The sequence below is a fragment of the Mesorhizobium sp. WSM4847 genome, assembly GCF_055811335.1.
The window spans coordinates 275,729-295,174 of sequence record NZ_JBVVPY010000001.1 but is presented as its reverse complement, the minus strand read 5'-3'; the positions used below and the strand labels follow the sequence as shown (position 1 = coordinate 295,174).

Annotated in this window: 16 protein-coding genes; 6 read left to right on the top strand and 10 right to left on the bottom strand. The window is 61.5% G+C overall.

Annotated features, from left to right (window positions below; genetic code table 11):
- On the bottom strand, window positions 1-1,343 hold a 1,343-nt coding region (locus AC0L28_RS01400; protein ID WP_473475135.1), incomplete at its 3' end, for a DUF6600 domain-containing protein.
- A 376-nt stretch (window positions 1,344-1,719) separates the two neighbouring features.
- Here AC0L28_RS01400 and rnk point away from each other — a divergent pair.
- The 4 genes from rnk (at window position 1,720) to AC0L28_RS01380 (ending at window position 4,125) form a co-directional block, all read left to right on the top strand.
- Window positions 1,720-2,181: a nucleoside diphosphate kinase regulator gene (gene rnk, locus AC0L28_RS01395; protein WP_023799724.1), complete on the top strand. Its 462-nt coding sequence runs from the start codon at window positions 1,720-1,722 to the stop codon at window positions 2,179-2,181.
- Between the two features lie 478 nt (window positions 2,182-2,659).
- Window positions 2,660-3,139, top strand: a complete 480-nt coding sequence (locus AC0L28_RS01390) for a VOC family protein (protein WP_128245179.1) — start codon at window positions 2,660-2,662, stop codon at window positions 3,137-3,139.
- 50 nt (window positions 3,140-3,189) lie between these two features.
- A complete protein-coding gene (locus AC0L28_RS01385) occupies window positions 3,190-3,633 on the top strand; it encodes an SRPBCC family protein (RefSeq protein ID WP_031255154.1) in 444 nt (147 codons plus the stop codon).
- Between the two features lie 45 nt (window positions 3,634-3,678).
- Window positions 3,679-4,125, top strand: a complete 447-nt coding sequence (locus AC0L28_RS01380; protein WP_128245178.1) for an SRPBCC family protein — start codon at window positions 3,679-3,681, stop codon at window positions 4,123-4,125.
- A 178-nt stretch (window positions 4,126-4,303) separates the two neighbouring features.
- Here AC0L28_RS01380 and AC0L28_RS01375 read toward each other — a convergent pair whose 3' ends face one another.
- From AC0L28_RS01375 to AC0L28_RS01350, 6 genes are all read right to left on the bottom strand, one after another.
- The gene (locus AC0L28_RS01375) at window positions 4,304-5,923 is read right to left on the bottom strand and encodes an ABC transporter ATP-binding protein (RefSeq protein WP_473475133.1); all 1,620 of its coding nucleotides are present in this window, start codon (window positions 5,921-5,923) and stop codon (window positions 4,304-4,306) included.
- A gap of 1 nt (window position 5,924) precedes the next feature.
- Window positions 5,925-7,046: an ABC transporter permease gene (locus tag AC0L28_RS01370; RefSeq protein WP_023799732.1), complete on the bottom strand. Its 1,122-nt coding sequence runs from the start codon at window positions 7,044-7,046 to the stop codon at window positions 5,925-5,927.
- Complete coding sequence (locus AC0L28_RS01365; protein WP_023799733.1) at window positions 7,039-7,962, bottom strand: ABC transporter permease subunit; 924 nt, start codon at window positions 7,960-7,962, stop codon at window positions 7,039-7,041. The genes AC0L28_RS01370 and AC0L28_RS01365 overlap by 8 nt, the downstream gene beginning before the upstream one ends.
- Window positions 7,963-8,123: 161 nt before the next feature.
- A complete protein-coding gene (locus AC0L28_RS01360) occupies window positions 8,124-9,716 on the bottom strand; it encodes a peptide ABC transporter substrate-binding protein (RefSeq protein WP_023799734.1) in 1,593 nt (530 codons plus the stop codon).
- 346 nt (window positions 9,717-10,062) lie between these two features.
- A complete protein-coding gene (locus AC0L28_RS01355; protein ID WP_473475130.1) occupies window positions 10,063-10,545 on the bottom strand; it encodes an RES family NAD+ phosphorylase in 483 nt (160 codons plus the stop codon).
- Entirely contained in the window at window positions 10,542-10,973 is a 432-nt protein-coding gene (locus AC0L28_RS01350; protein ID WP_473475128.1) for an antitoxin Xre-like helix-turn-helix domain-containing protein, read from the bottom strand. The genes AC0L28_RS01355 and AC0L28_RS01350 overlap by 4 nt, the downstream gene beginning before the upstream one ends.
- Window positions 10,974-11,689: 716 nt before the next feature.
- Here AC0L28_RS01350 and AC0L28_RS01345 point away from each other — a divergent pair.
- Both AC0L28_RS01345 and AC0L28_RS01340 read left to right on the top strand, forming a co-directional pair.
- Window positions 11,690-12,229, top strand: coding sequence for a TadE/TadG family type IV pilus assembly protein (locus AC0L28_RS01345; RefSeq protein WP_473475127.1), 540 nt, complete (start codon window positions 11,690-11,692; stop codon window positions 12,227-12,229).
- Window positions 12,169-13,953, top strand: a complete 1,785-nt coding sequence (locus tag AC0L28_RS01340) for a pilus assembly protein TadG-related protein (protein WP_473475125.1) — start codon at window positions 12,169-12,171, stop codon at window positions 13,951-13,953. Before AC0L28_RS01345 ends, AC0L28_RS01340 begins: the two co-directional genes overlap by 61 nt.
- Window positions 13,954-13,963: 10 nt before the next feature.
- Here the strand turns inward: AC0L28_RS01340 and bglA are convergent, their stop codons facing one another.
- The 3 genes from bglA to AC0L28_RS01325 form a co-directional block, all read right to left on the bottom strand.
- On the bottom strand, window positions 13,964-15,589 hold the full coding sequence (gene bglA, locus AC0L28_RS01335; protein WP_473475123.1) for a beta-galactosidase BglA: 1,626 nt from the start codon (window positions 15,587-15,589) through the stop codon (window positions 13,964-13,966).
- Window positions 15,579-17,591 carry a glycogen debranching protein GlgX gene (glgX, locus tag AC0L28_RS01330; RefSeq protein ID WP_473475121.1) on the bottom strand — a complete coding sequence of 671 codons (2,013 nt, stop codon included), beginning with the start codon at window positions 17,589-17,591 and terminating at the stop codon, window positions 15,579-15,581. The genes bglA and glgX overlap by 11 nt, the downstream gene beginning before the upstream one ends.
- A gap of 226 nt (window positions 17,592-17,817) precedes the next feature.
- Window positions 17,818-19,446, bottom strand: coding sequence for an alpha-D-glucose phosphate-specific phosphoglucomutase (locus AC0L28_RS01325; protein WP_023802801.1), 1,629 nt, complete (start codon window positions 19,444-19,446; stop codon window positions 17,818-17,820).

The following is a 19,446-nucleotide window of genomic DNA, read 5'->3' as shown; positions in this document are numbered from 1 at the left end:
TCCTGCTCGGCGGCGGGCTGCTCCTTGGCCTTCGGCTTCTCAGGCTTGGCCGCCTGTTCGGGCTCGGCCTGCTCCTGTTCGGCGGCGGGCCGCTCCTCGGCCTTCGGCTTCTCAGGCTTGGCCGCCTTTTCCGGCTCGGCCTGCTCCTGCTCGGCGGCGGGCTGCTCCTTGGCCTTCGGCTTCTCAGGCTTGGCCGCCTGTTCGGGCTCGGCCTGCTCCTGCTCGGCGGCCGGTTGCTCCTTGGCCTTCGGCTTCTCAGGCTTGGCCGCCTTTTCCGGTTCGGCCTGCTCCTGCTCGGCGGCCGGTTGCTCCTCGGTCGTCGGCTTCTCAGGCTTGCCCGTCTCTTCCGGCTCGGCCTGCTCCTGCTCGGCGGCCGGTTGTTCCTCGGTCGGCTTCTCAGGCTTGGCGGTCTCTTCCGGCTTGACCTCGTCATCCGGCGCCTGTTCGGTCGTTGCTGCGCCTTCGGTCGGCTTCGATTTCCGGCCTGCCTGAACCTGCTTCACCTCCTCGATGTCTTTGAGCTCAGCTGGTTTGGCCTCGGGATCGGCTTTCACTTCACCTTCAAAGACCGTGACCGTATTGTTTTCCACTTTGCCGGCCTGCTCGGGCGTCTCGGTCTCGCTGACCTCGACGACTGTCACCTGCTCGTCCGTCTCCTTCTCGATCACATCAACATCAATGACTTTGTTGATCACCACGTTGTTCTGGATGGTCACGTCGCCGGCCGGCTCGGCCGCCTCGACAATGCGCACAAACTCCGGCTCATCACGGATAACGACGACAGAAATGTCGTCAGCAAGGAATTCGCGGGTGGGGACCACGACCCAGTAAAAATCCGGCGTGGTGTCGATGGTCACCTCGATTGAAATCAAATCGGGATCACGGCGCGGCGGCAGCGGAGCCCAGATGACGTGCTCCCTTTCGCGCCGCCAGCTCACCCATGCCGGCGCCCAACGAGTGCCGGGAACCCAGTACCAGCCGATGTCGTCGGCATAGCCCCAACGGCCGTAATGGTAGGTCGCCCAGCCGAACGGCTCGTCGGACACCCAGAGCCAGCCATGCTGCTCGGTATAGACCCAATGCCCAATGGTATACGGGCGCCAGTCGTCAGCTACATCAACCGGGACGAAAACGGTCGCTCCCCGGTACGAAACCCAATCACCATGGGAAGACAGTTTATCGTAGAATGTGCTGATCGAAACGGAAACGTCGGTGGCAGCCCTCGCCTCGGACACAAGCGACAATGGGGCCACCGGATTGGGAATCTCGACGACCGTGAGCAGGCCGGCGGCTACGCCGCCCAGCATCAGCCGTACAGCGTTTTGGGCAAGGACGCGTTTCATCGCAGTTTCCTCCGAAACAGATCGCCCTTCATCCTGGAAACTCACCGGCCGTCGAATTGTTCCCGCTTGGCATCACCGCGCCTTGCTACAGGGTCGTCTTGACTTCCCCGATCTCGGCACCAACTACGGTTATATGAACGCCACAAAAAAGATCCGTCGCGACTTTCTTTTCCGGGTTTGCCCCATCGCGGGATCGTAACCCCCGGCTCGGCTGCCATGTGCCCCGGGCCGCGGGGCAAGCACATAAAATCGCCATCGAACGTACGCAGGCCAGCACCGGCTCTGGGGCATCGGCTTTGACCAAGATCTGCCTCGAATTGGCCCGTTAAACCATGCTTGAGGCAGCCCGCTCAACTGAGAATACGAGTATTCGAAAATGCAAGATAACATCAAGGCGCGGCGCAAGCCGACCATCCGCATCTCGAAATCGGACCATGCGCGTTTATCGGCGCTTGCGAGCACCGTGGCCGCACGAAATCCGCAGGCTTCCGATGAACTGCTCGCCGAACTCGAGCGAGCGCGCATCGTTTCCGATGGTTTGATCTCGGCGGGCGCCGTCCAGATGGGTTCGACGGTGACGTTCAAGCCCGATACCGGTGATGCGAAAACGGTGACGCTGGTTTTTCCTGGCGATGCGGACATCTCCGAAGGCAAGGTTTCAATCCTTACGCCGATCGGCACGGCCCTGATCGGCCTCTCGGCCGGACAGTCGATCATGTGGACCGCGCGAGATGGGCGCCGGCATGAATTGTCGGTGCTTGCCGTGAACCGGCCTGCCCGGGAAGGCGATGCAGCCGATCAGCGTGCACCAGCACCTTCGACGACGGCGGGCGACTAAAGCGCGTCGCGTTTGACCGGCCTCATGCGGCGCGCTTTAGGTTGTTGTTTGTTTCCGCGAAAACGGCGGGCATCAACGCGCCGAAGACCTCAAGCGCCTTCTTCACGAACGCCTCGTGATATGGACAACCGGTGCTGAACCAACGGCCCGGCCCTACGCCGACCCGCTCTTACCAGCCGACGGTTGGAGGGATCGACTCGGGTTAGGTGGGCCTTGCCGCGTGGCAAAAAAATAACAGGTTGGCTGTCGGGAGGCGCACCACTTGTTCGTCCTTTGGACAGGAAGCAACGAGACCAGGTGAAAAAACCGTGAGAGAGCTTAGATCATCGGACACATCTGCGGACGATGTGATCAAGGCCGACCTTATGATGGTGTTCATCGGTCCCGTTCTGGCTGGCGAGGCGCCCAAGGGCCGGTTCGACTGAGATCTGGCAGTCGCGGCGCGAACAAATACCCCCAAGAACCGAGGAGATTAGATATGACGAAACTCGTGACCTGCCTGTGGTTCGATCACGGCGAAGCACGCAAGGCGGCAGAGTTCTATGCCGCCACCTTTCCCGACAGCCATCTGGATCGGCTGAATGCGGCCGCGTCGGACTATCCCGGCGGCAAGGAAGGCAATGAACTGACGGTCGAGTTCACAGTGCTCGGCCAGTCTTTTCTAGGCCTGAACGGCGGCCCGAATTTCAAGGCGAACGAATCCGTCAGCCTGATGGTGCTGACCGAAGATCAGGAAGAGACCGACCGCTACTGGAAGGCGATTGTTGGAAACGGCGGCAGCGAGAGCGCCTGCGGATGGTGCAAGGACCGGTGGGGCTTCTCCTGGCAGATCACGCCGAAGCGGCTGATGGAACTGACGACCAGTCCCGACCGCGCCAAGGCCAAGCGCGCGATGGAGGCGATGATGACGATGAAGAAAATCGATATCGCGGCGCTGGAAGCCGCAGCAGCAGGCTAACCCGATCCAAAGCATCGACGCCCTGGTGAACTCAACGAATGGAGATGATCATGCCCAACACCGTTAAACTGCACCGGGTTCTCGCCACCAAGCCCGAAAAGGTCTACCGCGCATTTCTGGAACCTGACGCGGTCGCGAGTTGGCTCCCGCCCTTCGGTTTTACCTGTACTGTGCATGAGCTTGAGGCGAAGGAAGGCGGCAAGCACAGAATGTCGTTTCGAAATTTCACGACCGGGCACAGCCATTCCTTCGGCGGCACTTATCTGAAACTCGTCCCCGGCGAGACGCTCGTCTACAGCGACGTGTTCGATGATCCGAACCTTCCGGGCGAGATGAAAGTGACCGTCACGCTGACGGCCGTTTCAGTCGGAACGGAGATGACGGTGGTTCAGGAGAACGTGCCCGATCTGATCCCGGTCGAGGCATGTTATCTCGGTTGGCAAGAGTCGCTGCGCAAGCTTGCTCACCTCGTCGAGCCCGAAATCACGCAATAAACCGTCTGCGTGATCTCATCCGGCTGCGACAACAAGGAAACCAAAATGACCAACCAGCAGATCACCATTGCCACCACGATCGCCGCGCCGATCGAACGCGTCTGGGAGGCCTACACGACGCCCGGCGATATCACACAGTGGAACTTCGCTTCCGACGACTGGTGCTGCCCAAGCGCGGAAGCCGATCTAAAGGTGGGCGGCGGCTACAAGGCGCGCATGGAAGCCAAGGACGGGAGCTTCGGCTTCGATTTCGAGGCGGTGTACGAAGAGGTCGAGCCGTACAAGGCGATCGCATTCGCCATGAGCGACGGGCGCAAGGCGCGTACGACCTTCGAAGCCGCAGGCAACGGTACGAAGGTGACGACCATATTCGATGCAGAGACGCAGAACTCAATCGACATGCAGCGTGACGGCTGGCAGGCGATCCTGAACAACTTCGGGCGTTATGTTGAATCCAGCGCAGGACATGAGCAAGTTCAAGGAGGTCGCTGAACTCCGCCGGAAGCAGTTTTTTCAAGCCCCGTCGGCGGAGACGATCGTCGAGATGATAGCGCTCTAAACGCCCGAGGCGATGATCGAGATCGAAGCCATAGCAGCCCTGGCTGCAGACAACGGTCTATTCGCCTCGGGACCTTTCAATCACTATCCGCTGCAGTCCTGACCGGCCGCGCTATGCGCTCAAGCGAAACCGTGTGACGTCGATGGCCGCGGCCATCAGTGTCTGCGTGTAGGATGCCTGCGGATTGCTGAAGATCGCCTCGGTCGGCCCTTCCTCGACGATCTTGCCCTGCTTCATGACGATGATGTAGTCGGCCATGGCACGCACGACGGCGAGATCGTGGCTGATGAACAGGTAGGACAGTTCATGGTCGGCCTGCAGCTTGCGCAGCAATTCGACGATCTGCTTCTGGACGGACCGATCGAGCGCCGACGTCGGCTCGTCGAGGACGACCACCTTGGGCTTGAGGATCATCGCCCGCGCGATGGCGATGCGCTGGCGCTGGCCGCCGGAGAATTCGTGCGGGTAGCGATTGCGCGCATTCGGGTCGAGCCCGACCTCACGCAAGGCCTCGACGGCGCGGAGGTCGCGTTGCCTGCCCGACAGGGTTGGCTCATGCACCAGAAGCCCTTCGGTGATGACCTGGCCAACGGTCATGCGCGGCGACAGCGAACCGAACGGATCCTGGAAGACCAGCTGCAATTCGCGCCGCAGCGGCCGCATGGCCTGGCGGTCGGCGGCAGAAATATCGCGATCGCCAAAGCGGATGAGCCCATCGCTTGGCAGGAGCCGCAGCAGGGCTCGGCCGAGCGTCGATTTTCCTGAACCGGATTCGCCGACGATGCCGATGGTCTGGTTGCGTTTCAGCCGTATCGAAATGTGGTCGACCGCGCGCAGGATCAACGGCTCTCCGGCGAGAAACCCGCCGCCGATCTTGAAGGTCACTTCGACGTTCCTGCCTTCGAGCAGGACGGGCGCATTTGGCGGTGGCGGCGCCTTGGTTCCGGTCGGCTCGGCGGCCAACAGCATCTTGGTATAGGCATGCTGCGGATTGACGAAGATCGCTTCCGCCTCGCCCTCCTCGACGACTTCGCCGTAGCGCATGACATAAACCCGGTCGGCAAAGCGCCGGACAATGCCGAGATCGTGGGTGATGAAGACGATCGCCATGCCAAGCTTGCGCTGCAGTTCGGCGAGCAGCATGAGGATCTGCGCCTGGATGGTCACGTCGAGCGCGGTCGTCGGTTCGTCTGCGATCAGTATGTCGGGATCGTTGGCCAGCGCCATGGCGATCATGACCCGCTGTCGCTGGCCACCCGACAATTCGTGCGGATAGGATTTCATCCGCCGCTCGGGATCGGGAATATGGACCAGCCGCAAGAGCTTGAGCGCCTCTTCGCGTGCTTGCGCCGCGCCAAGCCTACGATGCCGGCGGATCGGTTCGATCAGCTGGTTGCCGATCGAATAGAGCGGATCGAGCGAGGTCATCGGCTCCTGGAAGATCATGCTGATCTTGCGGCCGCGGACTTGGTTGAGCTCGGACTTGTGCAGGGCCAAAAGGTTGCGGCCGCGATAGTCGACGACGCCCGTCGCCTCGCCGTTCGAGGCCAGCAGGCTCATCGCCGCCATCATCGTCTGGCTTTTGCCGGAACCGGATTCGCCGACCACGGCAACGGTTTCGCCTGCATTGACGTGGATGTTGATGCCCTTGACCGCCTCGACCACGCCGTCAAGCGTGCGGAAGCGGACGCGAAGGTCCTTGACGCTGAGGATTGTTTCGGAAGCGATCATCTCAACGGTCCCTCGGGTCGAGCGCGTCGCGCAGGCCGTCGCCGACGAAATTCAGAGCGAACAGCGTCGAGACAAGGAAAAATGCTGGGAACAAAAGCAGCCAGTTGGCGGTGCCGATGTTCTTGGCGCCGGTCGAGATCAGCACGCCCCAGCTGGTCATCGGTTCCTGCACGCCGAGCCCGAGGAACGACAGAAAACTCTCCAGGATGATGACCTGCGGCACCAGCAGCGTCATATAGATGACCACTGGGCCAAGCAGGTTGGGAATGACGTGGCGGATCAGAATGCCGCGCTGGCCTATGCCCATCGCCTCCGCCGCCTGGACATATTCCTGCCGCCGGATCGACAGCGCCTGTCCGCGCACGATGCGCGCCATGTCGAGCCACAGCACGGCGCCGACCGCCAGGAACATCAGCACGAAATTCCGGCCGAAGAACACCACCAGCATAATGACGAAGAAAATGAACGGCAGCGAATAGAGCACATCGACAATGCGCATCATCACCTCGTCTATCCTGCCGCCGGCAAGGCCGGACGCAGCGCCGTAGAGCACGCCGATGACGCCCGCAACGACCCCGGCGAGCAGGCCGATGGCCAGCGAGATGCGCCCGGCCATCAGCGTCCGCGACAGGAGATCGCGGCCAGTATTGTCGGTGCCGAACAGGAAATATTGCTGCCTGATTGAAGCGCTCATCACCGCTTCAAGGCCGTCAGCCGATTTGCTCTCTATCTTGGTGTTGTCGAAGGCATCGGAACGGTCGAGGTAGCGGACATTGCGGTCGTCGATCGGCTTGCGCGATGTGACGGTGACGAAGATGCGATTGTCTTCCTGCCGCCACTGCTTGATGTCGACCCGCATGCGCTTGATCGCCTCGTTGAGCGCGGTTTCTATCTTGTCGGGCTTCGGATAGGCCGACAAGCTCGGCGGCATGCGCACATAGTCGGCGTAGATGGTGGTGTATCGATGCGGCACCAAAGAGGGTCCGAACACGCTGAGGATCGCGATGAAGGCAAGATAATACAGGCTGAACATGGCGGCGCGGTTGGCCTTGAGGCGCGCCCAGGCATCGCCCCACAGGGAACGGCCGACGATGGCCGGAGCGGTGGCTGCGATGTCAGTCATAGCGCACCCTCGGATCGACGAAGGCATACATGACGTCGACGATCAGGTTGAAGACGATGGTGAACAGCGCGATGACCACCACGGTGCCCATGACCAGCGTGTAGTCACGGTTGAGCGCGGCCTCGACGAAATAGCGGCCGATGCCGGGAATGGAAAAGATCGTCTCGACGATGATCGAGCCGGTGAGCAGTGCCGCCGCCGCCGGGCCGGTGAAGGAGACGATCGGCAATATGGCACCGCGCAGCGCATGCTTGACGACCACCGACCAGTCCGACAGGCCGAGCGCACGTGCGGTGCGAATGTGGTGCGAGCGCAATGATTCGATCATCGAGCCGCGCATCAGGCGGGCGACGATGGCGATCTGCGGCAAGGCGAGGGTCAGCACAGGGCCGATCTTGTTGAGCAGGGCGCCATCGCCCCAGCCGCCGATCGGCAGCAGTTTCCAGGTCAGACCGAACAGAAGCTGGATAACCGGCGCGATGACGAAGGTCGGAATGGTGCTGCCGGCGGTCGCCAGAGCGATCACCGAATAGTCGGCAAGCTTGTTCTGGTTGAGCGCGGCAATGGTGCCGAGGAGGCCGCCGAGCAGCAGCGCCAGGATCAGGGCCGAGGCGCCGATCTGGATCGAAACGGGCAGGCCCCTGGCAAACAATTCGCCGACAGTGAAATCCGGCATGTTGTAGCTCGGACCGAAATTGCCGCGCAGCAGATTGCCGAGATAGTGGACATATTGCAGCCAGAGCGGGTCATTGAGACCGAACTGCGCTTCGAGATTGGCCTTGATCTCGGGGCTCAGGCCCCGCTCCTGATTGAACGGGCCGCCAGGCGCGACGCGTATCAGGAAGAACGCCATCGTCACGATGACCAACAGCGTCGGAATGGCGGTCAGAAGCCGCCGGAATACGTAACGCAGCATCGGTTCCCCGCTTTGCTAGCAAACCGGGACCGCCGCCCGTAACGCATGACCCGAGCCGAAGGTCCGGAGAGGATCACGTGCAAAATCAAGGCGTTACAGCGCCCTATGCGCGCCCCAAAGGACGCGCGGCGCTGTAAGGAGCGGCAGCCCGGCCAAGGAGATCAGTCCTTGGAGATGAAGCGGGACGGATGCACATCCATGACGTTGTCCTCGAAGCCATGAAGCTTCGGAGAAACGATATCCTTGTAGCTATAGTAGAGAAGCGGGATGTTGCCGACGTCATCGACGAGGATGCGCTCAGCCTCGGCGAGTTCTTTCATGCGCTCTTCGGGCTTGCCGCCGGCGGCGGCCGCCTCGTCCATGGCCTTCTCGAATTCCGGGCTGTTGTAGCCCGAATAGTTGTTGCCGCTTGCCTTGCGGGAGATGCCGAGGAAGGTTTCCGGATCCTTGTAATCCGCAATCCAGCCGGCACGCGCCACGTCGTAGTCGCCCTTCTGCTCAAGGAAGGAGTAGTGGGTCTTGGTGTCGGTGTTGAGCAGCGTGATTTCGACGCCGAGCGGCTTCAACTGCTCCTGGATGGCGACTGCAGTGTTCTTGTGGTTTTCCGACGTGTTGTAGCGGATTTCCATCTTCAGCGGTTTCTCGGGCGTATAGCCAAGCTTCTCGAGTACCTTCTTGGCCTCATCCTCGCGGTCGATCTGCGACATGTCCGCGTATTTGGCCATTGCCGGCGTATAGCCCTCAATGCCCGGAGGCACCATCGAATAGCCGGGCAGCATTGAGTTCTGCCAGACCTTTTCGGCAAGGAAATCGCGGTCGACTGCCATGGAGATGGCATTGCGCAGTTCGACGTTGTCCCACGGAGCCTTGTCGGTCTTGATCGAAAAATAGTAGGTGCCGAGGTAAGGTCCAACGCGAATCTGATCGCCAAACTTGGCCTTGAGATCGGCGAGCTGCTCGGTCGGGAGGTCGTCGTAGCTGTCGAGTTCGCCGGCCTCGAAGCGCTTTATCGCCGACGAACGATCTTCGGTCGGGATGTAGTTGACGACGTCGAGCTTGACGCTCGCAGCATCCCAGAATTTCGGATTCTTGACCAGTTTGATGTGGTCGTTGGGAACCCACTCCGCCAGGGTAAAGGGGCCGTTGGAGACCAGATTGCCCGGCTTGATCCAATCGGCGCCGAGCTTGTCAATGGACGCCTTGCTGACCGGATAAGTCGCCTGGTGGGTCAGCATTTCAAGGAAATAGGGCGTGGGCGCCTTCAGCGTCACTTCCAGAGTATTTGCGTCGATTGCCTTGACGCCCATCTCCTCCGGCTTCGCCTTCTTGGTGTTCACCTCCTCGGCGTTCTTCACGGGATAGAGCATCGAAGCATATTCGGCGCCGGTGGCCGGATCTTCCAGCCGATGAAACGCGTAGACGAAGTCATCTGCCGTGACCGGGCTACCATCCGACCAGACACCGTCCTTGCGCAGCTTGAAGGTGTAGACGGTGCCGTCGTCCGATACAGTCCAGCTTTCGGCGGCGCCCGGAATGACGTTCGCCTTCTGGTCTTGCATGACCAGCCCCTGGAACAGGTCACGCAATACAGCGGCTTCGTATATTGTCGAGGTCTTGTGCGGGTCGAGCGACTCCGATTCGGCGGCGGTGCCGCGGTTGTAGACGACCTCGGCGAAGGCTGGCGTGTAGAACGTGCCGGCGGCCAAAGCCATGGTTGTGGCGAACACCGTCGCCTTCAGCATGTTTTTCAGCATCAAGTTCTCCCTGTCGAGGCGGCCGTTCAGCTGCGCCTCTTGAGTGTTGACGCCCCGAAGCCGATTAGCTGGCCCCTTTGAGCGCGCCGCCGGTTCCCTTTCCGGCGGCTGGTGGGCAAACAGTAACGTGGTGATTTTTTATTTCAACAGACTCGTGAGGTCACCCTAAGTAAGGCGCAGCGACAGCCACTGCGCGATCGGCAAAACAGCAGTCGAGCCCGTGGACCGAGCCTTCCAGCTACGCAAAAGCAGCTCGGCCACGCCTCGGCCGAGCGATGACTCGCAGATACCAGCGCCGACGTGACCGGTGAATCTCACCAAGGCCTCTTGAGAAAGCCCCTCCCCGTTACGCGCCAAACAGCCGCCGGTCCCAGTAGACCGGCTGGTGCAGGCCTGTGTGGATCTTTGAAAACTCCGGATGCGCCGGATTGATCAGCACATTGCAATCGAGACGCGCCACGACACTCGGCACCAGCAGGATGGCGCTGCGCCGTTCTAAACACCAGGTTTCGCCGAATCCCTGGCTCACCATCGCCGGCATCGTGTCCCAGCCGGGCAGTGACGGGTGGGAAAAGACCTCGTAACTCAGTCCGCGCGAGATTGTGATTTCGATGTAGTGCTGGTTGGGCGGCAGTCGGCCGCTGCCATGCACCAGCTTTTCCAACAGGGCCGTCGAATAGTGCTCGCTGGTGTAGATGATAGGACTTCCGGGCGTGTTCCACCGCCCTGGCGCGATTGTCGAGCCGGTCGCATCGAAGATCGGGTAGGTGCCGGCCGGATCGCCGATACGAAAGGACGATAGAGTGCGATCGAGAGTCTGCGCCGTCACGCAGCACTGCCGTACTTCAGACCTGCGAGAATATCGACCACCAATTCGGCACCAAACTCGCTCATGATAACGACGTCGATCGGTCGCTTGTCCTCAATCATCGGGTGCGGCCGAAACAGGAAATCGCGCGCTTCCTCCTCGTTCTGCCAGACATCGACAGCAAGGCCCCAGACGCGCGCGACGCGGGCCAATCGCGTGCCCTCGTCCGACGAGAGGCGATGTACCGCCTTGCGCCGCTCGTAGGTCGCCTTGGGGATCAGCCGGTATTTGAACTGAGCATCGCCAGGCGCCAGAAGATGCGCAACGCGCTCAAGTGCGCCAATCGGAAGTCCATCCTCGATCCGGGAGATCAGCCCGAAAGGCGACCGCGCCGCCACCTCTTTAGCGGGCAGCCCCAACACGTCGGCGACATTTCCGAGCGCTAGCATATCACTCTCCATTCCATGTGAGGCAATAGTTAGTCTCACATGATGCGCCATGCAAGCCACCCGTTCAATCTGCGGCCTGTCTGCGAATACGAGAGCGTAACCGCAGGCAGCAGAGAACGTCGATGCGTTCATCCTCTCTCTAATCCCGATCCGGGTTTGGATAGGTAGAGCCATCGTGCCAGTCACGATCATGCGAATACCGGTCCGAACCCGGTGGTTGCGACGATGCAGTCGCGCCCCCTGTTCTTTGCCACATAGAGATTCTGATCAGCGCAGCAAGATGTCATCCAAGGATTGGCCGCGGCAGCAATTTGACACAACCCGCACGTCAGATCCTACACATTGCGCGAAAACCCTTGCACCTCGTGGGAAGTTTGGACTGGGGACTGGGCAATAGCCTTCAGCGGATCGCATGATATTGATGCAAGTCAATGGGGTCCCTTACTAACTAAATCCTAGGTTGTGGTCGATGGGATCGACGGCGCTTTCTCTGCAACGAGCAGGTTGCGCCGCTTTTGTTGAAGAAGTCGGGCGTCGAAGCGGGGCGCTGCGTCGGCTGATGAATTCCACGACTTGGCGGAAGAACCGCTTCAAGCATTCGCCTCCGGCAGGAAATCTGTCGTCGATTCCACTTTGCCACAATGTCTTAAGCCGCCTTTAAGCAACCACGGGTTACATCTTTTGCGGGCTTCGGTATGTCTTGATGGGCGACGGACATGAACAGCGCGGAAACTGGGACAATAGCTAAAAAGCGGCGCAATACGCGTCAGGTAAAACGCAAATTACACCAGTTTCGAGAACCGTCCGGAACGTCCGCGATCGAATTCGCACTGCTTGCGCCCTTTTTCATCTTGCTCCTGCTCGGTATGGTTGCATATGGCATCTATTTTGGCGCCAGTCACTCCGTGCAGCAGATTGCAGCGGACGTCGCACGCACGGCGATTGCCGCGCTGAACGAAGTTGAGCGCCAGGCGCTGGTGACCAGTTTCGTCACCACCAATGCCGCGGGATATCCATTCGTCGATTCCGACAAGCTGACTTACCAGGCCAAGGACAGCACGGCCGACGGAAACCAGTTCGTCGTGTCCATCCAATATGATGCCCGCAACCTGCCGGTCTGGAATCTGTTCCCGGCACTGCCAATGCCTGGCACCACGATCTCACGCCAGTCGACAATCCGGGTTGGGGCATCTGAATGTCGCAAACTTTGGCGGGCAGGATCGGCCGGGTCGCCCGCTCGATGCTTAGCGACCTGACGGCGAACTTCGCCGTCATGACGGCGCTGTGCGCACCGTTCGCGCTCGCGCTGGCCGCCTTCGCCATCGATGAAGGCTCGATCTATGTGGAGCGCCGGGAGGCTCAGTCGCTGGTCGATCTGGCGGCAATCACCGCCGCCTCCAACATCAACAACATTGACGCCGCGGTGGTGACCACGCTGGGCGACAACGGAATGCCGGGTATCGTTGTTCAGAAGGCAGGGCAGACGATCACCCCTGCCCTCGGAAAGACTGTCGTGTCGGTCACCCCCGGCCGATATTCAGCAGAGTCGTCGCTCGGCGTCGACAAGCGCTTCGAGGCCGGCAAAACGCCCTACAACGCCGTCCATGTCACGCTAAAAAATGTTCCTGCGCGCTATTTCGCGAGTTCGCTTATCCCTACGCCGGTGATCGGCACCCAAGCCGTGGCCAGCATAGCGCCGCAGGCGATGTTCTCGGTCGGGTCAAGGCTTCTCAGCGTCAATGGCGGCACCCTCAACGCTCTTCTCAACAAGTTCCTGGGCGGCAACATCGCGCTCAGCGTCATGGACTACAACGCTCTGATCGCTGCCGACGTGAACCTGCTTTCGTTCATCGATGCCCTTGCCGTTGAGATGCAGCTGACAGGTGTCAGCTATTCGGAGGTGCTGGCTTCGAAAGCGACTGTGGGCCAGATTGCGACCGCCATGGCCAATGTTTCACCCGTTGGCAGCACCAGCAAGCTTGCTTTGCAGACAATCGCGTCAAGGACCACCAGCACGGTCAAGATACCGCTCAATCATCTTGTCGATCTTGGATCAATGGGCCAGTTGGGCCTCGGGCAAAAATCGCCCGGTTTTTCGGTCGACGCCAGCGCCATGGGCATGCTGACCACCGCTGCTGCACTGGCCAACGGCTCGAAGCAGGTCGAGCTCAATCTCGGAGCCACCATTCCGGGGCTTGCCTCCACCACGCTTGCCATTGCGATCGGCGAACCTGCACAATTCTCGCCATGGCTGACAATCGGCGAGAAGGGTGCTGTGGTGCGTACGGCGCAGACGCGGATCAAGCTGGTGGCGTCCGTCGGCGGCAGCAATGCGACTCTCGGTGGCGGCATCAGCCTGCTTGCCGTCAAACTGCCGCTGCATGTCGAGGTGGCCTCTGCCGAGGCCAAGCTGACCGACATCAGCTGCCCGACGGGGCACCCCGACAGTTTGAAAGTTACCATTGCCGCACGTCCGGGCCTTGCCTCGCTGCACCTTGGCGCCAGCGATGCCGATAACAGCCCCTCAGCCTTCGCCGATTTTAGCAACCCACAGTCGTTTCAAAATGCCGAAATCGCGCAGGTCAGCGTGAAGCTTCTGTTTCTCACCCTCAATCTGATCGGCGTGAATGGTTCTGCAGCCGTTGAGATCGCCAACAACCATCCGACGATCTTGACCTTCAACAGCACCGACATCCCAAGCAAGACGATAAAGAACGCCTCGACGAAGAACCTGACGCAATCTCTCACCACGTCGCTGGTCAACAATTTGTCCCTTTCGGTCAGTGCGCTGGGCCTCGGGCTTGATGTAACCGCCTTGCTCGGAACCGTGAAGCCGGCAGTGGTGGCGCCGCTGAACGGCGTGACGGCGCCGGTCGACGAATTGGTTCACAACGTGCTTGGGGCGCTGGGCGTGCGCGTCGGCGAGGCCGATGTCCGGGTCATGGGCGCGACTTGCGGGCGCTCTGTGCTTGTTCAGTGAGCTGGAGAGATCAGCCGGCTCGTCCGAGAAAGCAGCCCAACGGCGGCAGAGACAGAATCTTTTCCTGCAAGGCGGCATCAGCGCCAAGGTCGATCGTCTCTGCGACATCGATACCCTGCGGCAACGGCCAGTTGGCTGGCTCCTCGGCGAAGTTGAAAACGCACAGCAGCTTCTCGCCGCCGCCTTCGCGAATGAAGGCAAGCACTTCGCCCTCGGCATCGAGAAAGCGGATCGAACCTTGTACCAGCGCCGCATGCCGCTTGCGCAACGCCAGCATCGCCCGATAGCTGGCCAGAACTGACTTTTCCTCGCCGTTCTGGATATCGACCGCGCGGGCGCGATGGATTTCCGGGATTGGAAGCCACGGCCTGCCGATTGAAAAACCGGCATTGTCTGCGCCTTTCTCCCACACCATCGGCGTGCGGCAGCCATCCCTGCCCTTGAACCCCGGCCAGAAGCGGATGCCATAAGGATCGCGCAGATCCTCGAACGCCAATTCCGCCTCCTCCAGCCCGAGTTCCTCACCCTGATAAAGGCAGATCGATCCACGCAGACATGACAGCAGCGCGATGGAGAACTTCGCCGTCCTTTCCGGATCGCCGCCGGGCCTTGTCCATCGTGTCACATGGCGAACGACATCGTGGTTGGAAAACGCCCAGCAGACCCAGCCGTCGGAGACAGCACTCTCGAACGCTTCGACGCATCCACGCACGTGTGCTGCCGAGAATTGCGGACCGAGCAGGTCGAAAGTGTAGCACATGTCGAGCTTGTCGCCGCCGCCGGTGTAGGCGGCGAGCGTCTGCAACGAACGGGCTTCGTCGCCGACCTCGCCGACAGCGGCGCGGCCCTCATATTCGTCGAGCAGCGCCCGAAACCGCTTGAGGAAAGCCAGGTTTTCGGGCTGCGTCTTGTCAAACAAATGCTCCTGATAGAGGTACGGATTGGTTTCGGTGTTGGTGCCTGCGACGCTTGACGCCAGGGGCGGGTTGCTGCGCAGCCAGCGGTCATGGACATAGTAGTTGACCGTATCGAGGCGAAACCCGTCGACGCCGCGCTCCAGCCAAAACCGCACCGTTTCCAGCAGGGCGTCCTGAACCTCCGGATTGTGGAAATTGAGGTCCGGCTGCGAGGCGAGGAAATTGTGCATGTAATATTGCCTGCGGGTCGCGTCCCACTCCCAGGCTGGGCCGCCGAAGACCGACAGCCAATTGTTGGGCGCGGTGCCGTCGGGCCTCGGATCGGCCCAGACATACCAATCCGCCCTGGGGTTATCGCGGCTCGTACGGCTTTCGATGAACCATTCGTGCCGGTCGGACGAATGCGACAGAACCTGGTCGATAATGACTTTCAGACCGAGACGGTGCGCCTCGGCGACCACTGCGTCGAAATCCTCTGCTGTGCCGAACATCGGATCGACGGCTGTATAGTCGGATACGTCGTAGCCCATATCGGCCATCGGCGACTTGAAGAACGGCGACAGCCAGACGGCGTCAGCGCCAAGCGATGCGACATGCGCCAGCCTCGATGTGATACCACGCAGATCGCCACTGCCGTCCCCCGTCGTGTCCCGGAAGGAGCGCGGGTAGATCTGGTAGATGACGCAGCCGCGCCACCACTCGGCGTGGTCACTTGCCACTCGGGTTCTCCTTTATCTGAGCCTGCGCGGCTTCGTGTTCGATCATGAAAATCACCGTTCGCCCCGGCACCGGCCGTGAAATTCCGGCTGCGCCGTCCGATGCTTCGATGGCTGGCTGCCAGCGAAATCCGTCGCGCTCCGGCAGCGTGAACATACATGCCCGGCGATCGCCATTGATGACAACGGCAAGGCGGCGATCATCGGTGCCGAGCATCATGACCAGGCGGTACCGCGCCGGATCGTGCCAGCCTGCCTTGTCGAGCGGCGTGCCGGTTTCAGTGAGCCAGACCGCGTCCGGTTGTTCTGATCCGGGCGGCGGCTCTCCAGTCAGGAAGCGCGTGTCGGAAAGCGCCGGCACGCAACGACGCATCGCGGCGAGCAAAACGGCGTATTGTTCCAGCGCCCGATCGCGCCCGGACCAGTCGAGCCAGGTGATCTCGTTGTCCTGCGCATAGGCGTTGTTGTTGCCTTTCTGGGTGCGGCCGAATTCGTCTCCGGCGGTCAGCATGATCGTGCCGCGTGAGGCAAACAGCGTGGCCAGAAGCGCACATCGGTCATCGAAACGTGCCGTAACGATCGCCCGGTCGCCGGTCTCGCCCTCGACGCCATTGTTCCAGGACAGATTGTCGTCGTGGCCATCGCGGTTCTGCTCGCCATTGGCCTCATTGTGCTTGTGCTCGTAGGCAACAATGTCGGCCAGCGTCATGCCGTCATGCGCGGCGATGAAATTGACGCTGCGGCTCGTCTGCTGGCTTGGCTTGGCAAAGACGTCGGACGAGCCGGCAAGCCGGGTGGCGAGCGGGCCGACCATCCCGCTGTCGCCGCGCCAGAACCGGCGGATGTCGTCGCGATATCTGTCGTTCCATTCGAGGAAGCGCGGCGGAAAATTGCCAAGCTGATAGCCGTCCGAGCCGATATCCCATGGCTCGGCGATGAGCACCCGGTCGCCAAGGAGCGGATCATCCCGAATAGCCATGAGCAGTGGCGCAGCGGCGTCGAACGCGCCATCGACCCGCCCCAGAATGGGCGCCAGATCGAAGCGGAAACCATCGACGCCGGCATGGCGGACAAAGTGACGAAGCGTGTCGAGGACCATTTCCCTGACGACCGGATGATCACAAGCGACGGTGTTGCCGGTGCCGGTGTCGTTGATCAAGCTGCCGTCCGGCCGATGCCGGTAGTAGGCGCGGCTGTCGAGGCCGCGCAGCGACAGCGTCGGCCCGAGCCTGTCGCTTTCGCCGGTGTGGTTGAAGACAAGATCGAGGATGACGCCGATGCCGGCCCCACGCAGCGTGGCAACCGTCTGCCGCAATTCCGCGAGACCGCCGGGCGCCAGACGCGGATCGAGCGCCATGAAGGTCACGGGATTGTAGCCCCAGGCATTGCGCAGCCCGAGCGGCGGCAAATGCCGCTCGTCGATCGATGCCGTCACCGGCATCAGTTCGACCGCCCCGACCCCGAGCTTTTTCAGGTGCTCGACGATAGCCGGATGGGCAAGGGCTGCAACCGTCCCGCGCTGGGGCTTCGGGATGTCCGGATGCAGCATGGTGAAGGCGCGCACCGGCACTTCATAGATCAGGCCACCGGGCTGGAACAGCGGCGGCAAGACGGGCACCGGCCGCGGCAGGGTGGCGGTAATCGCCTTCGGCAGCAGCGGCGCAGTGTCCGTGCCCTCGCCCCGGCGCGCGGCGAGCCTGACGTCATAGACATAAGACCTGTCGATTTCGACGGCATAGGGGTCGACCAGCAGCTTGTCGGGATCGAACCAAAGCCCGTTCTCGGGCGTATAATCGCCATCGGCGCGAAATCCGTATCGGGTGCCGGCGGCGAGGCCGGCAACGAAAAGCGCGTGAACGCCCTCGCCTTCCGGCTGGAGTTCGAGCCGGTCGATCTCCCCCTCTCCCTGCTCATCGAAGATCGAGACCCAGAGCCGGCTGGCCGCGGACGACCATGCGGCAAAGCGGATACCGCCGCGGGTGACGGTGGCACCGAGTGAGTTCATACGGCGACCCCTTCTCCCCTTGTGGGAGAAGGTGGATCGGCGCGCAGCGCCGAGACGGATGAGGGGTGCTGGAAGAAACGAGGCATGGGCGATTTGAGCAAAGGTGTGCGCCAAGCTGGAACACCCCTCATCCGACCGAGCTTCGCTCGGCCACCTTCTCCCACAAGGGGAGAAGGGGGAGCCTCGCAACGCAGGCCGAACTCAGACGGCCGGCTGTCAACCAAACTCAAGTAATCACGCTCGGCTTGGCGCGGCCGGTATGGCTGCGAATCCCGGCGATATCTTCGGCTGCCGCAATCAGGTCGGCAAGCGCCTCCTGCGTGTCGAGATCGTGCCTGGACTTGTCCGGCTCGTAGCGCTCGATATAGACGCGCAGCGTCGCCCCCGAGGTACCGGTGCCGGAGAGACGGAAGACGACGCGCGATCCGCCTTCGAACAGCACCCTGATGCCCTGGTTCCTGGCTATCGAGCCGTCGACCGGGTCGTGATAGGCGAAATCGTCGGCGCTGGCGATCTTCATGCCGCGCACGCTGGTGCCGGGCAAGGAAGCGAGCCTGGCCCGCAATTGGTCGACCAGCGCATTGGCGCGGTCGGTCTCGACCTCCTCGTAGTCATGGCGTGAGTAGTAATTGCGGCCATAGGCGGCCCAGTGCTCGGTGACGATCTGCCTGGCGCTTTCGCCGCGGGCAGCGAGGATATTGAGCCACAAAAGCACGGCCCACAGCCCGTCCTTTTCGCGGACATGGTTGGAACCGGTTCCGGCACTTTCCTCGCCGCAGATCGTCGCCATGTCGGCATCGAGCAGATTGCCAAAGAATTTCCAGCCGGTCGGCGTTTCATAGATGCCGATGCCGAGCTTTTCGGCGACGCGGTCGGCTGCACCGCTGGTCGGCATCGAGCGGGCGATGCCTTTCAGGCCGGCCTTGTAGCCCGGCGCCAGATGAGCATTGGCGGCGAGCATAGCCACCGAATCCGACGGGGTGACGAAAATGCCCTTGCCGATGATCAGGTTGCGGTCGCCGTCGCCGTCGGAAGCGGCGCCGAAATCCGGCGCATCCGGTCCCATCATCTCGTCATAGAGGTGCTTTGCGTGGACCAGGTTCGGGTCTGGGTGGTGGCCGCCGAAATCCGGCAGGGGAACGAAGTTGCGGGCGGTGCCTTTCGGCGCGCCGAGCCGGTTTTCCAGGATCTCCTTGGCATAGGGACCGGTCACGGCATGCATGGCGTCGAAGCGCATGCGGAAGCCTGACTTGAACAGCCCACGCAGCGCATCGAAATCGAACAGATTTTCCATCAGCTCGGCATAGTCGGCGACCGGGTCGATCACCTCGACGGTCATGCCGCCCGCCTCGACGGTACCGATCGTGTCGAGGTCGACCGTGCCGATATCGGCGGTCTTGAAGCTCGAAATCATCTTGGTCTTGGCGAAGATCGCGTCGGTCAGCTTTTCCGGTGCCGGGCCGCCATTGCCGGCATTGTATTTGATGCCGAAATCCTCGTGCGGGCCGCCCGGATTGTGGCTGGCCGACAGGATGATGCCGCCGAAGGTGTTGTATTTGCGAATGATGTTGGAAGCGGCCGGCGTCGACAGGATGCCGCCCTGCCCGACCATCACCTTGCCGAAACCGTTTGCCGCGGCCATGGCGATGGCCTTCTGGATGACCTCGCGGTTGTAAAAGCGGCCGTCGCCGCCGATCACCAGCGTCTTGCCCTCGAACCCGTCCAGCGCATCGAAAATCGACTGGATGAAGTTCTCGGCATAGTGCTCCTGCTGGAACACCGGCACTTTCTTGCGCAGCCCGGACGTACCGGGCTTCTGGTCGAGATAAGGTTTGGTGGCGACGGTGCGTATCAT

What these genes read in the sequence shown, in the direction of transcription:
- rnk (WP_023799724.1), top strand. Translation starts at nt 1,720, where the DNA reads ATGCAAGATAACATCAAGGCGCGGCGCAAGCCGACCATCCGCATCTCG.
- AC0L28_RS01390 (WP_128245179.1), top strand. Translation starts at nt 2,660, where the DNA reads ATGACGAAACTCGTGACCTGCCTGTGGTTCGATCACGGCGAAGCACGC.
- AC0L28_RS01385 (WP_031255154.1), top strand. Translation starts at nt 3,190, where the DNA reads ATGCCCAACACCGTTAAACTGCACCGGGTTCTCGCCACCAAGCCCGAA.
- AC0L28_RS01380 (WP_128245178.1), top strand. Translation starts at nt 3,679, where the DNA reads ATGACCAACCAGCAGATCACCATTGCCACCACGATCGCCGCGCCGATC.
- AC0L28_RS01375 (WP_473475133.1), bottom strand. Translation starts at nt 5,923, where the DNA reads ATGATCGCTTCCGAAACAATCCTCAGCGTCAAGGACCTTCGCGTCCGC.
- AC0L28_RS01370 (WP_023799732.1), bottom strand. Translation starts at nt 7,046, where the DNA reads ATGACTGACATCGCAGCCACCGCTCCGGCCATCGTCGGCCGTTCCCTG.
- AC0L28_RS01365 (WP_023799733.1), bottom strand. Translation starts at nt 7,962, where the DNA reads ATGCTGCGTTACGTATTCCGGCGGCTTCTGACCGCCATTCCGACGCTG.
- AC0L28_RS01360 (WP_023799734.1), bottom strand. Translation starts at nt 9,716, where the DNA reads ATGCTGAAAAACATGCTGAAGGCGACGGTGTTCGCCACAACCATGGCT.
- AC0L28_RS01350 (WP_473475128.1), bottom strand. Translation starts at nt 10,973, where the DNA reads ATGCTAGCGCTCGGAAATGTCGCCGACGTGTTGGGGCTGCCCGCTAAA.
- AC0L28_RS01345 (WP_473475127.1), top strand. Translation starts at nt 11,690, where the DNA reads ATGAACAGCGCGGAAACTGGGACAATAGCTAAAAAGCGGCGCAATACG.
- AC0L28_RS01340 (WP_473475125.1), top strand. Translation starts at nt 12,169, where the DNA reads ATGTCGCAAACTTTGGCGGGCAGGATCGGCCGGGTCGCCCGCTCGATG.
- glgX (WP_473475121.1), bottom strand. Translation starts at nt 17,591, where the DNA reads ATGAACTCACTCGGTGCCACCGTCACCCGCGGCGGTATCCGCTTTGCC.
- AC0L28_RS01325 (WP_023802801.1), bottom strand. Translation starts at nt 19,446, where the DNA reads ATGATACGCACCGTCGCCACCAAACCTTATCTCGACCAGAAGCCCGGT.